The 17660-nt window shown below is 60.2% G+C and carries 17 protein-coding genes; 7 read left to right on the plus strand and 10 right to left on the minus strand.

The annotated features are described in order from the left end of the window. Nucleotides 1-145 precede the first annotated feature (145 nt). Nucleotides 146-778 carry a TetR family transcriptional regulator gene (locus TK42_RS06870; RefSeq protein ID WP_005784300.1) on the plus strand — a complete coding sequence of 211 codons (633 nt, stop codon included), beginning with the start codon at nucleotides 146-148 and terminating at the stop codon, nucleotides 776-778. A 4-nt stretch (nucleotides 779-782) separates the two neighbouring features. Here TK42_RS06870 and TK42_RS06875 read toward each other — a convergent pair whose 3' ends face one another. Continuing rightward, nucleotides 783-1280, minus strand: coding sequence for a C40 family peptidase (locus TK42_RS06875; RefSeq protein WP_005784298.1), 498 nt, complete (start codon nucleotides 1278-1280; stop codon nucleotides 783-785). A 337-nt stretch (nucleotides 1281-1617) separates the two neighbouring features. Between TK42_RS06875 and ureE the strand changes: the two genes are divergently transcribed. The 5 genes from ureE to TK42_RS06900 all read left to right on the plus strand — a co-directional run bounded on the left by ureE (nucleotide 1618) and on the right by TK42_RS06900 (nucleotide 5306). Continuing rightward, nucleotides 1618-2118: an urease accessory protein UreE gene (gene ureE, locus TK42_RS06880; protein WP_078820157.1), complete on the plus strand. Its 501-nt coding sequence runs from the start codon at nucleotides 1618-1620 to the stop codon at nucleotides 2116-2118. Further along, entirely contained in the window at nucleotides 2115-2789 is a 675-nt protein-coding gene (locus tag TK42_RS06885; RefSeq protein WP_032878161.1) for an urease accessory protein UreF, read from the plus strand. The genes ureE and TK42_RS06885 overlap by 4 nt, the downstream gene beginning before the upstream one ends. Nucleotides 2790-2813: 24 nt before the next feature. Further along, nucleotides 2814-3428, plus strand: coding sequence for an urease accessory protein UreG (ureG, locus tag TK42_RS06890; RefSeq protein WP_005784294.1), 615 nt, complete (start codon nucleotides 2814-2816; stop codon nucleotides 3426-3428). A 22-nt stretch (nucleotides 3429-3450) separates the two neighbouring features. Further along, complete coding sequence (locus TK42_RS06895) at nucleotides 3451-4023, plus strand: HupE/UreJ family protein (RefSeq protein ID WP_032878162.1); 573 nt, start codon at nucleotides 3451-3453, stop codon at nucleotides 4021-4023. Nucleotides 4024-4196: 173 nt separating this feature from the next. Further along, nucleotides 4197-5306 carry an AGE family epimerase/isomerase gene (locus TK42_RS06900; protein WP_103733896.1) on the plus strand — a complete coding sequence of 370 codons (1110 nt, stop codon included), beginning with the start codon at nucleotides 4197-4199 and terminating at the stop codon, nucleotides 5304-5306. Nucleotides 5307-5414: 108 nt separating this feature from the next. On the opposite strand, the gene TK42_RS06905 is transcribed toward TK42_RS06900, so the two are convergent. The 9 genes from TK42_RS06905 to TK42_RS06950 all read right to left on the minus strand — a co-directional run bounded on the left by TK42_RS06905 (nucleotide 5415) and on the right by TK42_RS06950 (nucleotide 16530). Continuing rightward, nucleotides 5415-6320 carry a cation diffusion facilitator family transporter gene (locus tag TK42_RS06905; RefSeq protein WP_005784289.1) on the minus strand — a complete coding sequence of 302 codons (906 nt, stop codon included), beginning with the start codon at nucleotides 6318-6320 and terminating at the stop codon, nucleotides 5415-5417. Nucleotides 6321-6504: 184 nt separating this feature from the next. Continuing rightward, nucleotides 6505-7269 (minus strand): SDR family oxidoreductase, encoded by a 765-nt coding sequence (locus tag TK42_RS06910; RefSeq protein ID WP_032878165.1) that lies wholly within the window; start codon nucleotides 7267-7269, stop codon nucleotides 6505-6507. 824 nt (nucleotides 7270-8093) lie between these two features. After that, nucleotides 8094-8810, minus strand: coding sequence for an ABC transporter ATP-binding protein (locus tag TK42_RS06920; protein ID WP_005784287.1), 717 nt, complete (start codon nucleotides 8808-8810; stop codon nucleotides 8094-8096). Further along, nucleotides 8807-9682: an ABC transporter ATP-binding protein gene (locus TK42_RS06925; RefSeq protein ID WP_005784285.1), complete on the minus strand. Its 876-nt coding sequence runs from the start codon at nucleotides 9680-9682 to the stop codon at nucleotides 8807-8809. Before TK42_RS06925 ends, TK42_RS06920 begins: the two co-directional genes overlap by 4 nt. Then, nucleotides 9679-10956 (minus strand): high-affinity branched-chain amino acid ABC transporter permease LivM, encoded by a 1278-nt coding sequence (gene livM, locus TK42_RS06930; protein ID WP_005784284.1) that lies wholly within the window; start codon nucleotides 10954-10956, stop codon nucleotides 9679-9681. The genes TK42_RS06925 and livM overlap by 4 nt, the downstream gene beginning before the upstream one ends. 2 nt (nucleotides 10957-10958) lie before the next feature. Continuing rightward, nucleotides 10959-11873 (minus strand): branched-chain amino acid ABC transporter permease, encoded by a 915-nt coding sequence (locus TK42_RS06935; protein ID WP_003188099.1) that lies wholly within the window; start codon nucleotides 11871-11873, stop codon nucleotides 10959-10961. Between the two features lie 201 nt (nucleotides 11874-12074). Continuing rightward, a complete protein-coding gene (locus tag TK42_RS06940; protein ID WP_032878167.1) occupies nucleotides 12075-13211 on the minus strand; it encodes a branched-chain amino acid ABC transporter substrate-binding protein in 1137 nt (378 codons plus the stop codon). Between the two features lie 374 nt (nucleotides 13212-13585). Next, nucleotides 13586-14869 (minus strand): FAD-binding oxidoreductase, encoded by a 1284-nt coding sequence (locus TK42_RS06945; protein WP_103733898.1) that lies wholly within the window; start codon nucleotides 14867-14869, stop codon nucleotides 13586-13588. 170 nt (nucleotides 14870-15039) lie between these two features. Next, entirely contained in the window at nucleotides 15040-16530 is a 1491-nt protein-coding gene (locus TK42_RS06950; protein WP_032878171.1) for an aldehyde dehydrogenase family protein, read from the minus strand. Between the two features lie 153 nt (nucleotides 16531-16683). Here TK42_RS06950 and TK42_RS06955 point away from each other — a divergent pair, with 153 nt between their 5' ends. Then, a complete protein-coding gene (locus TK42_RS06955) occupies nucleotides 16684-17574 on the plus strand; it encodes a LysR family transcriptional regulator (RefSeq protein ID WP_103733899.1) in 891 nt (296 codons plus the stop codon). Nucleotides 17575-17660: the final 86 nt, after the last annotated feature.

Here is a 17660-nt window from a genome sequence, read left to right on the forward strand (position 1 = left end):
GTGGCCCAGAAAAAAGCCCGATCAGCCGATCGGGCTTTTGCTTTTATATAGACCGCGTCACGCCTCGCCCCCGCCAAGTTCGACGCCGGCAAAGCGCTTTTGCTAGAGTGCGTCGCTGTACTTGCCGACAAAAGCCCATCCGCTCATGCTGCCCCGCGCCGAACAGAAGCAACAGACACGCCTTGCCTTGATGGACGCAGCCCGCCATCTGATGGAGTGTGGCCGTGGGTTTGGCAGCCTGAGCCTGCGCGAAGTGGCCAAGACAGCGGGTATAGTGCCAACTGGTTTCTATCGCCATTTTGCCGACATGGACCAGCTTGGGCTGGTATTGGTCAGCGAAGTCGGCCAGACCTTCCGTGCCACGATCCGCCTGGTGCGCCACAACGAATTCGTGATGGGGGGCATTATCGATGCCTCTGTGCGGATCTTTCTCGACGTAGTTTCGGCCAACCGTTCGCAATTCCTGTTTTTGGCCCGCGAACAGTACGGCGGCTGCCTGGCCGTGCGCCAAGCCATCGGCGCCCTGCGCGAGGACATCACCCGCGACCTGGCCGCCGACCTGACGTTGATGCCAAAATTGCAGCATCTGGATGCAGAAGGTTTACATGTGATGGCCGACCTGATCGTCAAAAGCGTGTTTGCCACCCTGCCCGATATCATCGACCCACCGGCCCATGCCCTGCCGGCCCACCTCACGCCCCAGGCGAAAATCACCCAGCAACTGCGCTTTATCTTTATCGGCCTCAAGCACTGGCAAGGGCTGGGCAGTACCGAGTAATCCCTCAGCCAGCCTTGTGAAAACGCTTGGCCGTTGTGTAGTTCTTGCTCCAGTACTTATTGCTCAACGAATCGATACGCACATGCTTGCCGGTACGCGGTGAATGGATGAACTTGCCTTCGCCGATATACAGCCCGACGTGACTCACCTGCCCTCGCCCGTTGCCTTTGAAAAATACGGCATCGCCCGGTTTTAACGCTGTGCGCTTGATGGTTGCAGCGGTTGAACGGTGCATCGCCGCAGTGGTACGCGGCAGCTGAATGTTGGCTTCGGTCTTGAACAGATAGACCAGGAAACTGCTGCAATCAAACCCCTGCTCGGCAGACGTACCGCCCCACTTGTAGGGAGTGCCGAGCAGTTGATGGGCGCGGTCGATCACATCGTCGACCGAAGACGCCGCATGGCTTGAAGCGAAAGTCGGCGGCTGTTGAAGATTGGCCGAGGCTGACGAGATAACACACGACAGGCCGACAATGACTGAACAAATAAATGACTTGAACATGATGAACATCGCGGTGAATTAAACACGGCGCGAATGTTAAAGAACCATCACGTAAGCCCACGAAGGCCGATTCTCGGGTCTTTGTAGGATAAATCCTTAAAAACGCAACGGATAATTGGATGAAAGAAATTTCATGCAGCACCAGGCTTCTTTCAGGGAAAACGCCCTTTTCCAGTGCTATAACCGCTCATGTGCACCAAATTTGAACGATCTATACAACCCGTGGATGCCCTATCCATGCGCAACCACCTGCACTGACAGGAAACTCCTACGCCAATAGCAGGTTGGCAAGCCCCTTGCTCTAGCACTGCTATCGCTCATAGCTGGAAGCCTACCGATGCTGGTGATCCACCGCCGAATCGCCCCCCAAGCCCTCTGGGCCGCTGAGTTGCTGCTGAACTTCGAAGCCCGCAGCAAAAGCCGCCTGCGCTGTTTCAGTGCCGACGGTGAAGACGTCGGCCTGTTTTTGGAGCGTGGGCAGCCGCCCTTGCACGATGGCGAGTTCCTACAGGCTGAAGACGGACGTGTCGTACGCGTGTGCGCCCGCCCTGAACAACTGCTGCACGTCACTTGCCGCAACGCCTTTGAACTGACCCGCGCTGCCTATCACCTGGGTAACCGCCATGTGGCCCTGCAAGTCGGCGACGGCTGGCTGCGCCTGCTCGACGACTACGTGCTCAAGGCGATGCTGGAACAGTTGGGCGCCGACGCGCAAACCATCGAGGCGCCGTTCCAGCCGGAACATGGCGCCTACGGCGGCGGCCATCATCATTCGCGCCATGGCGACGAAGACTTCAACTACCCGCCCAAGCTGCACCAGTTCGGCGTACGTCTATGAACCCAGCCTGGGCGCTGTTGCGCCTGGCCAGTCCGCAGTTGCCGATTGGCGGCTACAGCTATTCCCAGGGCCTGGAAATGGCTGTGGACAACGGCCGCGTACAGGATGCCGCGAGCGCAGGGCGCTGGATCAGCGATCAGTTGCTGCTCAACCTTGCGCGCTTCGAAGCGCCGCTGTTGCTCGGCCATTGCCGCGCTGCCGCTGAACAGGACTGGCCTGGGCTGGCGCAATTGTGCGAAGAACACCGCGCCAGCCGTGAGACCCGCGAGCTGTATCAGGAGAGCCGGCAAATGGGTTACTCCCTGCAGCAACTGCTCAATGGCTTACCGGAACTGGACAGCACCGCCCGTGAGTTCCTTGCACAACGCGGCGAACCGCACCTGGCTCTTGGCTGGGCCCTGGCCGCCCGCGCCTGGCACATCAGCCCCGACGATGCCCTCGCCGCGTGGCTGTGGAGCTGGCTGGAGAACCAATTGGCCGTGCTGATGAAAACCCTGCCACTGGGCCAGCAAGCCGCGCAACGCCTGACCAGCGAACTGCTGCCCTTGCTACAGCAAGCCCAGCAGGACGCCGAGCGCATTGACCCTGCGCGGTTGGGCAGCGCCGCCTTTGGCCTGTCCCTGGCGTGCATGGCCCACGAACGCCAGTACAGCCGCCTGTTTCGTTCCTGAACGTTTTTTATTGTGGAGAAGCACATGAACACACAACCCCTGCGCGTCGGAATCGGCGGCCCGGTGGGCTCCGGCAAGACCGCCCTGACCCTGGCCCTGTGCCTGGCGCTGCGTGATCGCTATAACCTGGCGGTGGTCACCAACGACATCTATACCCGCGAAGACGCCGACTTTCTGGTACGTAACAAGGCACTGGCGCCGGAGCGCATCATCGGCGTGGAGACCGGCGGCTGCCCGCACACGGCGATTCGCGAAGATGCTTCGATCAACCTTGAGGCCGTGGACCAGCTCAACCGCCGCTTTCCCGGCCTGGACCTGATCCTGGTGGAGTCCGGCGGCGACAACCTGTCGGCCACCTTCAGCCCGGAACTCTCGGACCTGACCATTTATGTGATCGATGTGTCCGCTGGTGACAAGCTGCCACGCAAAGGCGGGCCCGGTATTTGCAAATCCGACTTGCTGGTGATCAACAAGATCGACCTGGCCCCGCTGGTGGGCGCCTCGCTGGAGTTGATGAACAGCGACACCCAGCGGATGCGCAACGGCAAACCCTTTGTGTTCAGCAACCAGAAAACCGGAGTCGGCCTGGACGACATCGTCGCCTTCATCGAACGCCAGGGCTTGCTGACCGCCGCCTGATCAACCCATAAGGAACCTGTCCATGAGCCTCAACAAACTCTTCGCCGCTGCCGCGCTGCTGCTGGCCCCTGCCCTGGCCTTCGCGCACCCTGGCCACGGCGACAATGGCCTGGTGGCCGGCATCAGCCATCCCTTGGGCGGCCTCGATCACTTGCTGGCCATGGTTGCGGTCGGCCTGTGGGCGGCCCAACAGAAAGGCGTCGCGCGCTGGGCACTGCCATGCACCTTCGTCGGCACCATGCTGATCGGCGGGGTGTTGGGTTTTGAAGGGCTGCAATTGCCGGCGCTGGAAAGCGGGATTGCCGCTTCGGTGCTCGCCCTGGGCCTGGCCGTGGCACTGGCGGTGCGGCCGCCGCTGTTCATGGCGGTGGGTGCCACGGCATTGTTTGCGTTGTTTCACGGCGTGGCCCATGGCCTTGAACTGCCGGACATGACCAGCCCTTGGGCGTATGCCATTGGGTTTGTGGGTGCGACCGCGGCGTTGCATGCCGCCGGTTATGCAGTGGTGCGCTTTTTGCCAGCGGCTGCAGCACCCTTGGTGCGGGTGGCCGGGGCGGCTTCGGCAGCGACTGGGGTGTGGTTGTTGGCGGGCTGATCGTCAGCGACTGCAAGGACCTCATCGCAGGCAAGCCAGCTCCCACATTTGAGAGGGTTCACACTTCAAAAATGTGGGAGCGGGCTTGCCCGCGATAGTGCCAGTACAAACACCACCGATCCCAAGCCTGCTACCATGCGCGGCAAACACCCCTGCCGTGACGACGCCAGCCAATGCCCATCGCTTCCCCCTCTTCCCTGACGCCTGTGCTCACGCACTTCCATGACCTGATCGTGCCCCTCTGGCAAGGTCCGGGTTGGAATGCCGACCTCGCACTGCCCTTTGAGGCACTGGATGCCGATCATCAACCATTGCCCCCACAACGCTATCGCGCCATGGCGTGCGCCCGGCAGCTGTACCTGTTCGCCAGCCTGATCGGCGAGCCAGGTGCGGCCTTTGCCGATGAACGGGCGGCGGCGCTGTTCCGCTCCCTGCAGCGGCACTTCCATGATGCCGAGCACGGCGGCTGGTTCTACAGCATCGACCCGGCCGGCCAACCGCTGGACAAGCGCAAGGACCTCTACACCCACGCGTTCATCATCTTTGCCTGTGCCCATTACTGGGCCAAGGTGCGTGAACCCTTGGTGGAGTCAGTGCTCAACGCCGCACTGGAAGTTGTGGCTCAACGCTTTGCCACAGGCGATGGCTTGTATGAGGCCGTACTTGAGCGCAACTGGGCCTCGCTGAAATCCGGCCCGTTGCAAAACCCGCTGATGCACTTGGCCGAGGGCTTCCTCGCCACCCTCGCGGTACGCGAGGACGCGCAGGTACAAGCGGCACTGCTGGCACTGGCGACGGCCATGCAGCAACGCTTCATCGACCGCGAGCACGGCGTGATGCTGGAGAAACCGCTGGGCGCTGTGGATAACTGGTTTGAGCCAGGGCACCAGTTCGAATGGTTCTTTTTGCTGGAATCCTCAGAGGTGCTGCGCGGCACGCCGCTGCATGCATCACTGACACGGGCGTTTGCCTATGCCGAGCAAAAGGGTGTGGATAAGTTAAGCGGTGCGGTCAGTGGCATGTTGGCACTCGATGGCATGGTGCGCGACGGCACTCAGCGCATCTGGGCCCAGGCGGAATACCTGCGAGCACTGACCTTGCGTCCCGGCAGCGAGACGGTGCTGCAACGTCAATTGCTGGCGCTGCAACAGCGTTTTCTGCATGCAAAGGGCTGGCATGAATGCCTGGATGCCGACGGTAAGGTGAGCCGGCGGGATATGCCTTCTACCACCCCTTATCATTTGGCGACTTGCTATCAGGGTCTGGTCCAGCATCTGGGCTGACCTGCAAGGCCCCATCGCAGGCAAGCCAGCTCCCACACCTTAATGTGCGAACCCAATCAATGTGGGAGCTGGCTTGCCTGCGATAGCCTCACCTCGGTCTAACAGACGTTATGCAATCCATTTGCGATCGCCCGTAAAACTGATCGTCAACCAACGCGCCGCATCCGGCGTGCCCAGCCCTGTGGATATCTCTTCGCGCAACCTGTCGAGGGTCGCGACCTTATCCACTGGGTAATCGGCCGGCAGCACTACATGAATCTCGATAAACCGCGCCCGCCCGTGCTTCTGCACATAGGACACGTAGTCATCGAAACCATGCCTGGCCTGCGCCGCATCCATCACTTCGCGTACTTTATCGTCCAGGTGATCCGGCGCGATCCCCAGCACTTCACGCAACGCCGGGCGCAGGATCTTGAACGCTGGCGCCAGCATACTCAGGGCCAACAGGATCAAAATCAGCGGGTCGACGTACACCGCCCATTCGCCATAGCCCTGGGACTTGAGCAGCAGTGCGGCAAGGAAGCTGATCAGCAAGCCCACCGACAGCATTGCGTCCACCAGCCAACTGATGTTGTCGAACTGGATCAGCGACGATTTAAGCGTGCGGTTGCGGTAGCGCACATAAAAGAAGTAGGCGAACTCCACGACGGTAAACACCGCCGCATAAATGATCACCAGCCCCAACTCGATCTCGCGCCCGCCGTTGATGATGCCGAACACACCATTGAGGAACGCGTAGATGGCGATCAGCAGCAGGAAGCTGCCTTCGATCAACAGCACCATCGGTTCCAGGTGCCAATAGCCGAACTGGAAGCGCTCGTTGCTTTTCTTGGCGATCAGCTTGGCCGTGATCAGCATCAGCACCTTGATGGCGGTGGCGATCAGCGAGAAAAAGCCGTCGAATAAAATGGATTGGGCGCCGGATATGACACCCGTGACAATCCCGGCGATCGCCACGGCGAACATCAGGATGGTCGATTGTTTGAGCAGTGCCTGCTCACCTCGGTTACTCACATTTCCTCCTGTCAAAACCTTTAAACCGCACAGTGCGGAGGGTTTTCAGGAGCGGAGTGTACCTTATGGCCTGTTTTTGGCCGATTTACCGCTATCGGGGCAAGCCCCCTCCCACACTTGATCTGCGAACCCGATCAATGTGGGAGGGGGCTTGCCCCCGATGCAGGCGACGCGGTCTAAGGCCCTATTTGGCCCCCCGCTCAATCGCAAACCCAGCCCAGGTCTGGCTCACAGGCATCAGCTCCAACCGGTTGATATTCACGTGCGCCGGCGTATTCATCACCCAGAAAATCGTATCGGCAATATCCTGCGGCTGGATCGGCTCGGCACCTGCGTAGGTGGCGTCATAACGCGCCTGGTCACCGCCAAAGCGCACCAGCGAGAACTCGCTCTCGCACAGGCCCGGCTCGATGTTGGTCACACGCACGCCAGTGCCTTGCAGGTCGCAGCGCAGGTTCAACGAGAACTGCTTCACGAACGCCTTGGAGCCGCCATACACATGGCTGCCGGGGTACGGGTAGTTACCGGCGATGGAACCCAGGTTGATGATCCCCGCACCACGGCCATGAGCAATCAGGCGCGGCAGCAGCAGGTTGGTAGTGGTCAGCAGGCCCTTGATATTGGTGTCGACCATGGTTTCCCAGTCGTCGAGGTCGCACTTGGGGGCCGGATCAGTGCCCACGGCCAGGCCAGCGTTGTTGATCAGGCCACGCAGTTTGGCGAACGACGGCGGCAAGTTGGCGATGGCCTCCTCCATGCCTTTGCGATCGCGCACATCCACCACCAGGCCATGCACTTCGGTCTGCCTGGAAAGTTCTTCGACCAAGGCATTCAAGCGCTCGGCACGACGACCGGTGAGCACCAGTTTCCAGCCGGCTTCGGCAAAACGACGGGCACAGGCCTCGCCGAAACCTGAAGTAGCGCCAGTAATGAATAGCGTGTCGGACATGGTGTTCTCCTTGAGTGCATCGGGGAAAAAAGTTGCCAGCAGAATGCCCTTCCGCCGCGGCTGCGGCAACCGCTACGCACGTAACTTCACACGCAACTGTGCGTTTTTTAACCACCCCAAGCAAAGCCTTATAAACCGTGGCCTGCAGCCATATGCGCGCAGGTTATCCACAACTGCGCCCACAGTCTTTGGGGGCAAGTGCACATCGCTCGAAGCCACTGTGTACAAGGCTTGCAGGCGTTTTTAGAAAGTTTTTTGCTTGACCTTGGCTGGGTCGTATGTAGCCCCTGAAAAATTCGGAAAAACGCAACGATGGCTTCAGGCCAGTCATTCCGGCCCCTGCGGGCGTCTTTCCAGAGTTTAGTCACAGACTTATCCACAGGCTGGATGGACATATTCCGGTCATATACCTGTGTCTTTAAACAGGTTGACAAAGCCGGTAGAGGGTCGAGAAAAAGCCGCCGATCAAAAAACAACCACAACGCTACAGACCCCGTATTCAAAGGCTTTCAGCCAAGTACACCCACGTTACCCACAGCCGGTTCCACAGTGGATGGGGACAAGTCAAAACTGTGACAAAACAGGGATTTGCGGCGGCTATATGTCGCGCTTTGGAGGTGGGCTGGATTTGTTTTCCACAATTTGGTGGAGGGCTTGTTGACACCGCAAAAACAAATGTGGGAACCGGGCCTTGGGTGGGAGCTGGCTTGCCTGCGATGCAGCCACCTCGGTATGCCAGCTAAACCGAGGTGATGCTATCGCGGGCAAGCCCGGCTCCCACATAAGGCCAGGTTCCCACAGGGGTGATGTGTCTGGACTTGAGGTCAGTGACCGCCCAGGTAGGCGTTGCGCACTTCCTCGTTCACCAGCAGCTCTTTACCGGTGCCCGTCAGGCGAATCTCGCCATTGACCATCACATACGCCCGATCCGACAAGCGCAGCGCATGGTTGGCGTTCTGCTCCACCAGGAAGATGGTCATCCCGGTAGACGCCAGCTCGCGCAGGGTAGAAAAGATCTGCTTCACCACAATCGGCGCCAGTCCCAGGCTTGGCTCGTCGAGCAGCAACAGTTTGGGCCGGCTCATCAGCGCACGAGCGATGGCGAGCATTTGCTGCTCGCCGCCGGACATGGTCATGGCGCGCTGGTTACGCCGCTCCTTGAGCCTGGGGAACAGCTCGAACATGCGTTGCATATCCTCGCTGGCAAACTTGTCGCCAATGGGGATGGTGCCCATCAGCAGGTTTTCCTCGACGGTCATGTCGGGGAACACCCGCCGCCCTTCCGGCGACTGCGCAATGCCGTTGGAGGCGATGTAGTGGGACGACTTGTGGGTAATGTCGACGCCGTTGTACAGAATCTGCCCCGACTCGGCCCGAGGCTGGCCGAAGATCGACATCAGCAGCGTGGACTTTCCCGCGCCGTTGGAGCCGATCAGGCTGACGGTTTCGCCTTCGTTGATGTGCAGCGAGACTTTCTTCAACGCCTGGATCGGGCCGTAGAACACGTCCAGGTCCTTCATTTCGAGGATAGGTGCGCTCATACCAACTCCTCTTCGTCCGCGCCCAGGTAGGCGGCGATCACTTTCGGGTCGTTGCGGATCGCGTCGGGGCCGCCTTCGGCGATCACGTTGCCGTGGTCCAGCACCACAATGTGGTCGGAAATACTCATCACCATGCCCATGTCGTGTTCGATCAGCACCACCGTGAGGTCGTGTTCGTCGCGCAGCAGGCGAATCATCGCGCTGAGGGCTTCGGTTTCCTGAGGGTTGAGGCCCGCTGCCGGTTCGTCCAGGCAGATGATCTGCGGCCGCGTGCACATGGCGCGGGCGATTTCCAGGCGGCGCTGCTGGCCATAGGAGAGCTCGCCAGCCAGGCGGTTGGCGCAGTCCACCAGGTCCACAACCTCCAGCCAGTAGAACGCACAGTCCAGGGCGTCACTTTCAGCCTTGCGGTAGCCCTTGGTATTGAGGATGCCCGCGAGCATGTTGCGGTTGACCCACATGTGCTGGGCCACCAGCAGGTTTTCCAGCACCGACATTTCCTTGAACAGGCGAATGTTCTGGAAGGTCCGTGCCAGGCCGGCGCGGTTTACCAGGTGGGTGCCGCCGAACATCTTGTAGTACACGCGGCTGAGGAAGCTTTTGGGCGACACGAAGTCGGTGGCCTCAAAGCGCTCACCCAACAACTGGATGACGTTGGTTTGCTTGCCGCGCACGTTGAGTTCGATCTTGCCGCCGCTGGCTTTGTAAAAGCCGGTGAGGCAGTTGAACACCGTAGTTTTGCCGGCGCCATTGGGGCCGATCAGGGCAAATATCGAGTTGCGTTCGACCTTGAGGCTGACATCGCTCAGGGCCTTGATGCCACCGAAGTGCATCATCAGGTGTTCGACAGATAGCACGACTTCCTTGCTCATGGCGCTACCCCCTTGCGTGGCGTCACACCGGTGCGGCTGATCCGAATCAAGCCACGCGGTCTCCAGATCATCATCACCACCATCAACACGCCAAACAGCAGCACACGGTATTCGGAGAAGCTGCGCAGCAATTCAGGCGCCACGGTCAGCACAAACGCCGCAATCACCACGCCCACCGTCGAGCCCATGCCGCCCAACACCACGATGGCCAGGATCAACGCCGACTCGAAGAAGGTAAACGACGACGGATTGACGAAGCCCTGGTAACTGGCAAAAAACACACCCGCCAATCCGGCAGTGGAAGCCCCAATGGTGAACGCCGAGAGCTTGACCAATACGTGATTCAGGCCCATGGAACGACAGGCGATTTCATCTTCACGCAAGGCTTCCCAGGCGCGACCGACCGGCATACGCGTGAGGCGATGCTTGATGTACAGCACGGCCAGCACCACCAGAAACAGCACGATGTAGATGAACATGAACTTGATGTTGGGGTTGTAATCGATGCCGAAGAACTCGTGGAACGGGATGCCGCCATCTTTGGCACGCTTGCCGAACTCAAGGCCCAGGAACGTCGGCGAAGGCACCGGCATACCGTTGGGGCCGCCGGTGAACGACAGCCAGTTGTTGAGCACCAGGCGAATGATTTCACCAAAGCCCAGGGTCACGATGGCCAGGTAGTCACCGTGCATTCGCAGCACCGGGAAGCCGAGTATGCACCCCGCCAGCGCCGCCGCGATTGCCGCCAGCGGCAGCACCGTCCAGAACCCCAGGCCGAGGTATTGGTAACCCAGCGCCAGGCCGTAGGCACCGATGGCATAGAACGCCACGTAACCCAGGTCGAGCAGGCCCGCCAGGCCCACCACGATGTTCAGGCCAAGGCCAAGCAACACGTAGATCAGCCCGAGAATCACCACGGTCAGCAGGTATTTGTTGGCGAAGATCGGGAACACGATGGCGATCACGATCAACGCCGGGATGATCCAGCGCAACCGCGATTTGTAGTCCGGTGGCAGCACGTGCACACCCGAGCCGCTGCTTTCAAAACCCTGCAGAATCTTCACGCCCTTGGGGGTTTGCAGGAACAGGCTGAGGGCAAAACGGCCGGCCATGACGATGGCGACCAACGTGGCAACGCGCAGCGGCTCCAGGTTGAAGCTGTAGCCGTCGAGCACTACGCCGACGATGGGCCCGAACACGATCAGCGAAATCAGCCCGGCGAGGACCGTATCGACCACACTTTTCTTGATATCGATAGATTTGGCAGCAGACATGTTTACACCTTCGCCACAAGTGGGCGACCAAGCAGGCCCTGGGGACGGAAAATCAGAATCACCACCAGCAGGGAGAAACTGAACACGTCTTTGTAGTCAGAGTTGATCAACCCCGAGAACAGCGACTCGGAGATACCAAGGATGATCCCGCCCAGCATCGCCCCAGGCAGGGAGCCGATGCCGCCGAGTACCGCCGCGGTAAACGCCTTGATGCCGATGATGAAGCCGGCATAGAAGTCGAAGGTGCCGTAGTTGAGGGTGATAAGCACGCCGGCCAGGGCAGCCATGGCCGCGCCGATGACGAACACGTAGGAGATCACCCGGTCGGTGTTGATGCCCAGGATCGAGGCCATCTTGCGGTCTTGCTGGGTGGCGCGGCACATGCGACCCAGCTTGGTGTACTTGATGATGTAGGTGAGCAACGCCATGCCGGCGAATGCCGCCACGAGGATGAACACTTTGGTGTAGGTCAGTTGCACGAAGCCAGTGCCGATATCGACGCGCCAGGCGCCGGCCAGCAGGGTCGGGATACCTTGTTGCTTGGCGCCCTGGGCGATCTGTGCGTAGTTCTGCAGGATCAGCGAGATGCCGATGGCGCTGATCAGCGGAGCCAGTCGGGTGGAGTTGCGCAACGGTTTATAGGCGACCCGTTCAATGACCCAACCGTACACGCCGGTGACGACCACGGTGAAGATCAAGGTGCCGAGAATGAGCAGCGGGAAGGATTCGATGCCGAAGTAAGCCAGCAGTGCCAGACTGATCGCCGCGAGGTAAGCGGAAATCATATAAACCTCGCCGTGGGCGAAGTTGATCATGCCAATGATGCCATAGACCATTGTGTAGCCGATGGCGATCAGGCCATAGACCGACCCGAGGGTCAGGCCGTTGACCAGTTGCTGCAGGAAAATACCATCCATAACGCAATCTCACGCGGTGAGCACCTGCACACCTGTCGGTGTGCGGCGCTTCTGGAGGAAAAAACAGATCTCAATAACAACACCGTTCCCCTGTGGGAGGGGGCTTGCTCCCGATTTCGGTGGGTCAGTCATGCATGTGTTGGCTGACACTGCGCTATCGGGAGCAAGCCCCCTCCCACATTGGAAGTGTGGTGCTCAGCCTTACTTCTGTTTTTCCAGCTGATGGTACTTACCGTCCTTGTCCCACTGGTAAACCACATAGTCAGAGACTTTCAGGTCACCTTTGCCGTCCCATTCCTTCTTGCCCATTACCGTCTGCACGGGGTTGGCCTTGAGCCACTTGGCCGCGTCTTCGCCCTTGTTGGACTTGGCACCGTTGAAGCCGGCGGCCAGGGCCTGGATCGAGGCGTAGGCATACAGGGTGTAGCCTTCAGGCTCGGTGCCGTTTTTGCGGAACTCTTCAACCACGGTCTTGCTGTCCGGCAACAGGCGCGGATCGGCGCCGAAGGTCATGTAGACGCCATCGACGTACTGCGCACCACCGGCGGTCGCCACCAGTTCGTCGGTCACTACGCCGTCATCGGACATGAACTTGACGTCTTTGAGGCCCGCTTCACGGATCTGGCGCACCAATGGGCCGGCCTCTGGATGCAAGCCGCCGAAGTACACGACGTCGGCGCCCAGGGAGCGGATCTTGGTGACCAGGGCGCTGAAGTCTTTCTCGCCACGGGTCAGGCCCTCTTCCAGCACCGGCTTGACGCCACGCTTGGTCAACTGCGCAGCGGTGGCGTCGGCCAGGCCTTTGCCGTAGGTGTCCTTGTCGTTGATCACCGCGACTTTCTTGCCCTTGAGCACATCGACGATGTAGTCGCCGGCGACGATGCCTTGCTGGTCGTCACGCCCGCACATACGGAACATCGCGGCCAGGCCGCGCTCGGTGACCTGTGGATTGGTGGAGCCTGGGGTGATGGCGATGATGCCGGCTTCGTCGTAGACCTCAGACGCCGGGATGGTGTTGGACGAGCAGAAGTGCCCGACCACACCGATCACCTTGTCCTGGTCCGCCAGGCGGTTGGCCACGGCCACGGCTTGCTTGGGTTCGCAGGCGTCATCGCCGGCAATCAGCTTGATCTGCTCGCCGTTGATGCCGCCGGCCTTGTTGATAACGTCGGCTGCCGCCTGGGCACCCTTCATGTACTGCTCACCGAAAGCGGCGTTGGCACCCGTCATCGGGCCCGCCACACCAATTTTCACATCAGCTTGAACAAACGTAGAAACACCCAGCGCCGCTGCAACGGCGAGGGCCAGAAAACCTTTCTTGTAAAACGTCTGGGACATGAGTGGTGCTCCGATATTTTTGATTTTTGGCACGACAACTTGCATTCAAACTTTTCACTGAAAGCTCAGAGCAAGCCGCGTGCCATTACTTTTTTATTCTTCAAAAAGACACGGTGTCATTGTTATTACAGGCGTTTCGACGCCTTTTGCCAGGACGTGCAACCGTCTAGCCCCGATAGGTGCAACCAACGAACCAAAAAAGTACAACCCCGCCAGGTCGCAGCTGCAACCAGAGGGATAAACGACAGTTCCTACACCTGTAACAACGTGCGTAACGGAACTGCACATTTACAGTGCGTGATTGCTACGCCTTGCACCAATACAGATGGGTAGCCTGCTAAGAAAAAGCAGGCTTTTGAGCGGTATTTCGCTGATCAGATCACGATCCTCAGACATTGCCCGGCGTGATACAGCGAGAATCCTGCTTCATACAGGCAACTGCGCAGACCTGCACCCGCCAGTGGCTGCATCGGTGCAAAGGGGATCGGCAAGGCCTGGGGATTCTGGTGACACAGATAGTCGGCAAACGCCTTGCCGACCACACTGCCGGTGGTCACACCGCGCCCGTTATAGCCGGTGACTGCGACCAGGCCAGGGGCGGGTTCGAACAGGCGCATCAGATGGTCTGGGGTAAACGCGATGCAGCCGGTCCAGGTGTATTCCCACTGCACCGATTTGAGATACGGGAAGTAGTGCTGCTGCACCCGATCGGCCCACGCCTTGAGGAACCAGGCAGGTTTCTGGTTGCCATTGCCCAGGCTGCCAAGCAACAGACGGCCATCGGCATCGCGACGGATGCTGCTCAGTACCTGGCGCGTATCCCACGAGCCCTGGCCACCGGGGAGGATTTGCCGGGCGGCATCATCGGTCAGCGGCGCTGACGCCACTTGATAGTAATAGCCGGGGAAAAAATTGCGCCGCAACTCGGTCCATTCGCCTTCGGTGTAGGCGTTAGAGGCGATCACCACCTGAGCGGCCTGCACCGCGCCCTCGGCAGTCTGCACCGACCAATCGGCACCTTGGCGCTCAAGCTGGGTGACCGGGGAATGGTCAAACAACTGTCCGCCCAGCGCTGCGGCGGCATTCGCCAAGCCCGTGGTGTAGGCCATGGGGTTCAGGGTGCCGGCCCGACGATCGAGCAAGGCGGCGGAGATTTTTTGGGTGCCGGTGGCTTGCTCACACGCCTGCCCGGTGAGTAATTCGACCGGCGCGCCACGGCGCTTCCATTGCTCTTCACGACTGCGCAAATCTGCCTCGCCACGGGCGTTGTGGGCCATGTGCAAGGTGCCCTCGCGGCGCAATTGGCAATCGATCTTGTATTTGTCGATCAGGCTGAATACCAGGGCCGGCGCTGCGCCCAACATGCGGTTGAGCTGGCTGCCAACCGCCGTGCCAAACCCGGCTTCGATCTCGTCTGGCGGGATCCACATACCGGCATTGACCAACCCGACGTTACGCCCCGAACCGCCATGACCGGTGCGATGGGCCTCCAGCACGGCAACGCTTTTACCCTGCTCCAGCAAATGAACGGCCGCCGACAAACCGGTGATACCGGCGCCGATCACGCAGACATCCACCTTGAGCGCGCCCTTGAGCGCGGCACGATCCGGCCGGCCGGGGGTGAGGTGTTCCCATAAACATGTTTCGCGTAGTGCCATTGCCAGACTCCGATGAGACCTAACAAACAACTTTTCAGAATTGAAAATCTGATCAAATGTGGGAGGGGGCTTGCTCCCGATAGCGGTGGGTCAGCTACAGATTTGCTGACTGAAACACTGCTATCGGGAGCAAGCCCCCCCACATTTTGATCTCACTTCGACGCGAGGGCTCAGTCGAAGGTAATGCCTTGGGCCAGAGGCAATTCCAGCGAGTAGTTCACGGTATTGGTCTGGCGGCGCATATACCCGCGCCACGCATCCGACCCCGACTCTCGCCCGCCGCCAGTCTCTTTTTCACCGCCAAAGGCCCCCCCGATCTCCGCGCCGCTAGGGCCGATATTGACGTTGGCAATCCCGCAATCACTGCCCACCGCCGACATGAATTGCTCGGCTTCACGCACATCCGTGGTGAAGATGCATGACGACAGCCCCTGTGGCACCGCGTTGTTCAAGCGCAGGGCTTCGGCGAAGTCGGTGTAGCCGACCACGTAGAGAATCGGCGCGAAGGTTTCCGTACACACCACGTCGCTTTGCTCGGGCATTTCCACAATTGCCGGCGAGACGTAGTAAGCGTTGGGGAATGTGTCTTGCAGTTGGCGCTTGCCGCCGAACACCTTGCCGCCTTCGCTCAAGGCTTGCTCCAGGGCGTCCTGCATGTTGTCAAAACCCTGCTTGTCGATCAGCGGGCCGATCAGGTTGCCTTCCAGCGGGTGGCCGATGCGCACCTTGGAGTAGGCAGCCTTGAGGCGGGTGACGATGTCCTCCTTGACCGATTCATGGGCGATCAGCCGGCGCAAGGTGGTGCAGCGTTGGCCGGCAGTGCCGACGGCGCTGAACAGGATGGCGCGCACGGCCATGTCCAGATCGGCGCTTGGGCCGAGGATCATCGCGTTGTTGCCACCCAGCTCAAGAATGCTACGGGCGAAGCGCGCCGCGACTTTCGGCGCCACTTCGCGGCCCATGCGCGTACTGCCGGTGGCACTGATCAGGGCCACACGCGGGTCGTCCACCAGCGCGGCGCCGGCATCGCGGCCGCCGATGATCACCTGGCTCAAGTACTCGGGAGCATCGTCAAACTTGCTCAATACGCGCTCGAACAGCGCCTGGCACGCCAGGGCGGTGAGCGGGGTCTTTTCAGAGGGTTTCCAGATCACTGCGTTGCCGCACACCAATGCCAGCGCGGTGTTCCAGGCCCATACGGCCACCGGGAAGTTGAAGGCGCTGATCACCCCGACCACGCCCAGCGGGTGCCAGGTTTCACGCATATGGTGGCCTGGGCGCTCGGAGGCGATGGTCAAGCCGTACAACTGTCGGGACAGGCCCACGGCGAAGTCGCAGATGTCGATCATTTCCTGGACTTCACCCAAGCCTTCCTGGGTGATCTTGCCGGCTTCCCAGGAGACCAGTTCGCCCAAGTCGGCCTTGTATTGGCGCAGTACATCGCCAAACTGGCGCACGAGCTCGCCACGCCGCGGCGCCGGCACTTTGCGCCACGCCTCAAATGCATGCTCGGCACGACTGACCTGTTGCTCCACCTCGGCGGCGCCTTCCCAGTGCACACTGCCGATACGGCTGCCATCAATCGGCGAATGCACGGGCTGTTTGCCCGCCTGGTACAGCGCCGGGTTTACCCCGAGACGATCAAGCAATGCGGCAACCATGGGTCACTCCTTCAATCTGCATACAAAAATTCGCGCCGCAATACACACGGCGATCCTGGCCCTATTTGTAGCTGGCCCAAGACTTGCCAACAAACGACGATTAGGCGAGATATCATTCCGTTTATTCATGCAAAGAATAAAAAGAGGCAAGCCGTGCTGAACAAAAGACATTTGCCGTCGATCACCGCTCTGCAGTGCTTCGAAGCCGCCACCCGCCACCTTAGCTTCACCCGCGCCGCCGAAGAGCTGAACCTCACACAAAGCGCCGTGAGCAAACAGGTGGCGCAGTTGGAAGAGTTGTTGCAGCACCTGCTGTTTCGCCGGGTACGCCGCCGCTTGCAGATGACCCCGGCGGGCGATCTGTACCTGGTGGAAGTGCGCAAGATCCTCACCCAGGTGGAGATGTCTACCCATTACCTGCGCTCCTACGGCGGCGAGACCGAGGTGCTGCGCGTGTCCACGCCCTATACCTTCGGCGCGCGCTGGCTGGTGCCGCGCCTCAAGGGTTGGCGCCTGCGTCACCCGCAGATCCACCTGGACCTGTGCAACGAACAGCAGCCGGACGAGCTGCTGCAAGGCAAGGCTGACATGGCGTTCTATTTCGGCCAGGGCGCACGCCCGGGTACCGAGAGCCTGAAGCTGTTCAGTGAAGAGCTGGTGCCGGTATGCGCGCCGGAGAGCCTGCCGACGCAGCCTTTCACCGACCCCACGCAACTGAGCGACCTGGTGTTGCTGCAAAACGCCTCGCGGCCCCAGGGCTGGCATGACTGGTTCGCCAGCCAGGGCTTCCACACCGAGCACAGCTACCACGGGCCGCGGTTCGACACCTTCTATATGTGCATTCGGGCCGCGCAAGTGGGTTGTGGCGTGGCGCTGTTGCCGCGCTTTCTGGTGGAAGAGGAGTTGGCCGAGGGCAAGCTGGTGATTCCCTGGCAACATGCGATGCCGAGCCAGGATGCGTATTACCTGGCTTATCCGGAGCATTCGGCGGAGGTGCCGAAGGTGCGCGAATTTGTGAAGTGGATGATGGAGCAGGTGCTTTAGCGCCTGGAGAATCGCCATCGCAGGCAAGCCAGCTCCCACCGTTTGGAATGCATTTCAAATGTGGGAGCTGGCTTGCCTGCGATGGC

This window comes from Pseudomonas sp. GZJR-8 (assembly GCF_002916705.1).
GTDB classification, from domain to species: domain Bacteria; phylum Pseudomonadota; class Gammaproteobacteria; order Pseudomonadales; family Pseudomonadaceae; genus Aquipseudomonas; species Aquipseudomonas synxantha_A.

What these genes read in the sequence shown, in the direction of transcription:
- TK42_RS06870 (WP_005784300.1), top strand. Translation starts at nt 146, where the DNA reads ATGCTGCCCCGCGCCGAACAGAAGCAACAGACACGCCTTGCCTTGATG.
- TK42_RS06875 (WP_005784298.1), bottom strand. Translation starts at nt 1,280, where the DNA reads ATGTTCAAGTCATTTATTTGTTCAGTCATTGTCGGCCTGTCGTGTGTT.
- ureE (WP_078820157.1), top strand. Translation starts at nt 1,618, where the DNA reads ATGCTGGTGATCCACCGCCGAATCGCCCCCCAAGCCCTCTGGGCCGCT.
- TK42_RS06885 (WP_032878161.1), top strand. Translation starts at nt 2,115, where the DNA reads ATGAACCCAGCCTGGGCGCTGTTGCGCCTGGCCAGTCCGCAGTTGCCG.
- ureG (WP_005784294.1), top strand. Translation starts at nt 2,814, where the DNA reads ATGAACACACAACCCCTGCGCGTCGGAATCGGCGGCCCGGTGGGCTCC.
- TK42_RS06895 (WP_032878162.1), top strand. Translation starts at nt 3,451, where the DNA reads ATGAGCCTCAACAAACTCTTCGCCGCTGCCGCGCTGCTGCTGGCCCCT.
- TK42_RS06900 (WP_103733896.1), top strand. Translation starts at nt 4,197, where the DNA reads ATGCCCATCGCTTCCCCCTCTTCCCTGACGCCTGTGCTCACGCACTTC.
- TK42_RS06910 (WP_032878165.1), bottom strand. Translation starts at nt 7,269, where the DNA reads ATGTCCGACACGCTATTCATTACTGGCGCTACTTCAGGTTTCGGCGAG.
- TK42_RS06920 (WP_005784287.1), bottom strand. Translation starts at nt 8,810, where the DNA reads ATGAGCGCACCTATCCTCGAAATGAAGGACCTGGACGTGTTCTACGGC.
- TK42_RS06925 (WP_005784285.1), bottom strand. Translation starts at nt 9,682, where the DNA reads ATGAGCAAGGAAGTCGTGCTATCTGTCGAACACCTGATGATGCACTTC.
- livM (WP_005784284.1), bottom strand. Translation starts at nt 10,956, where the DNA reads ATGTCTGCTGCCAAATCTATCGATATCAAGAAAAGTGTGGTCGATACG.
- TK42_RS06935 (WP_003188099.1), bottom strand. Translation starts at nt 11,873, where the DNA reads ATGGATGGTATTTTCCTGCAGCAACTGGTCAACGGCCTGACCCTCGGG.
- TK42_RS06940 (WP_032878167.1), bottom strand. Translation starts at nt 13,211, where the DNA reads ATGTCCCAGACGTTTTACAAGAAAGGTTTTCTGGCCCTCGCCGTTGCA.
- TK42_RS06945 (WP_103733898.1), bottom strand. Translation starts at nt 14,869, where the DNA reads ATGGCACTACGCGAAACATGTTTATGGGAACACCTCACCCCCGGCCGG.
- TK42_RS06950 (WP_032878171.1), bottom strand. Translation starts at nt 16,530, where the DNA reads ATGGTTGCCGCATTGCTTGATCGTCTCGGGGTAAACCCGGCGCTGTAC.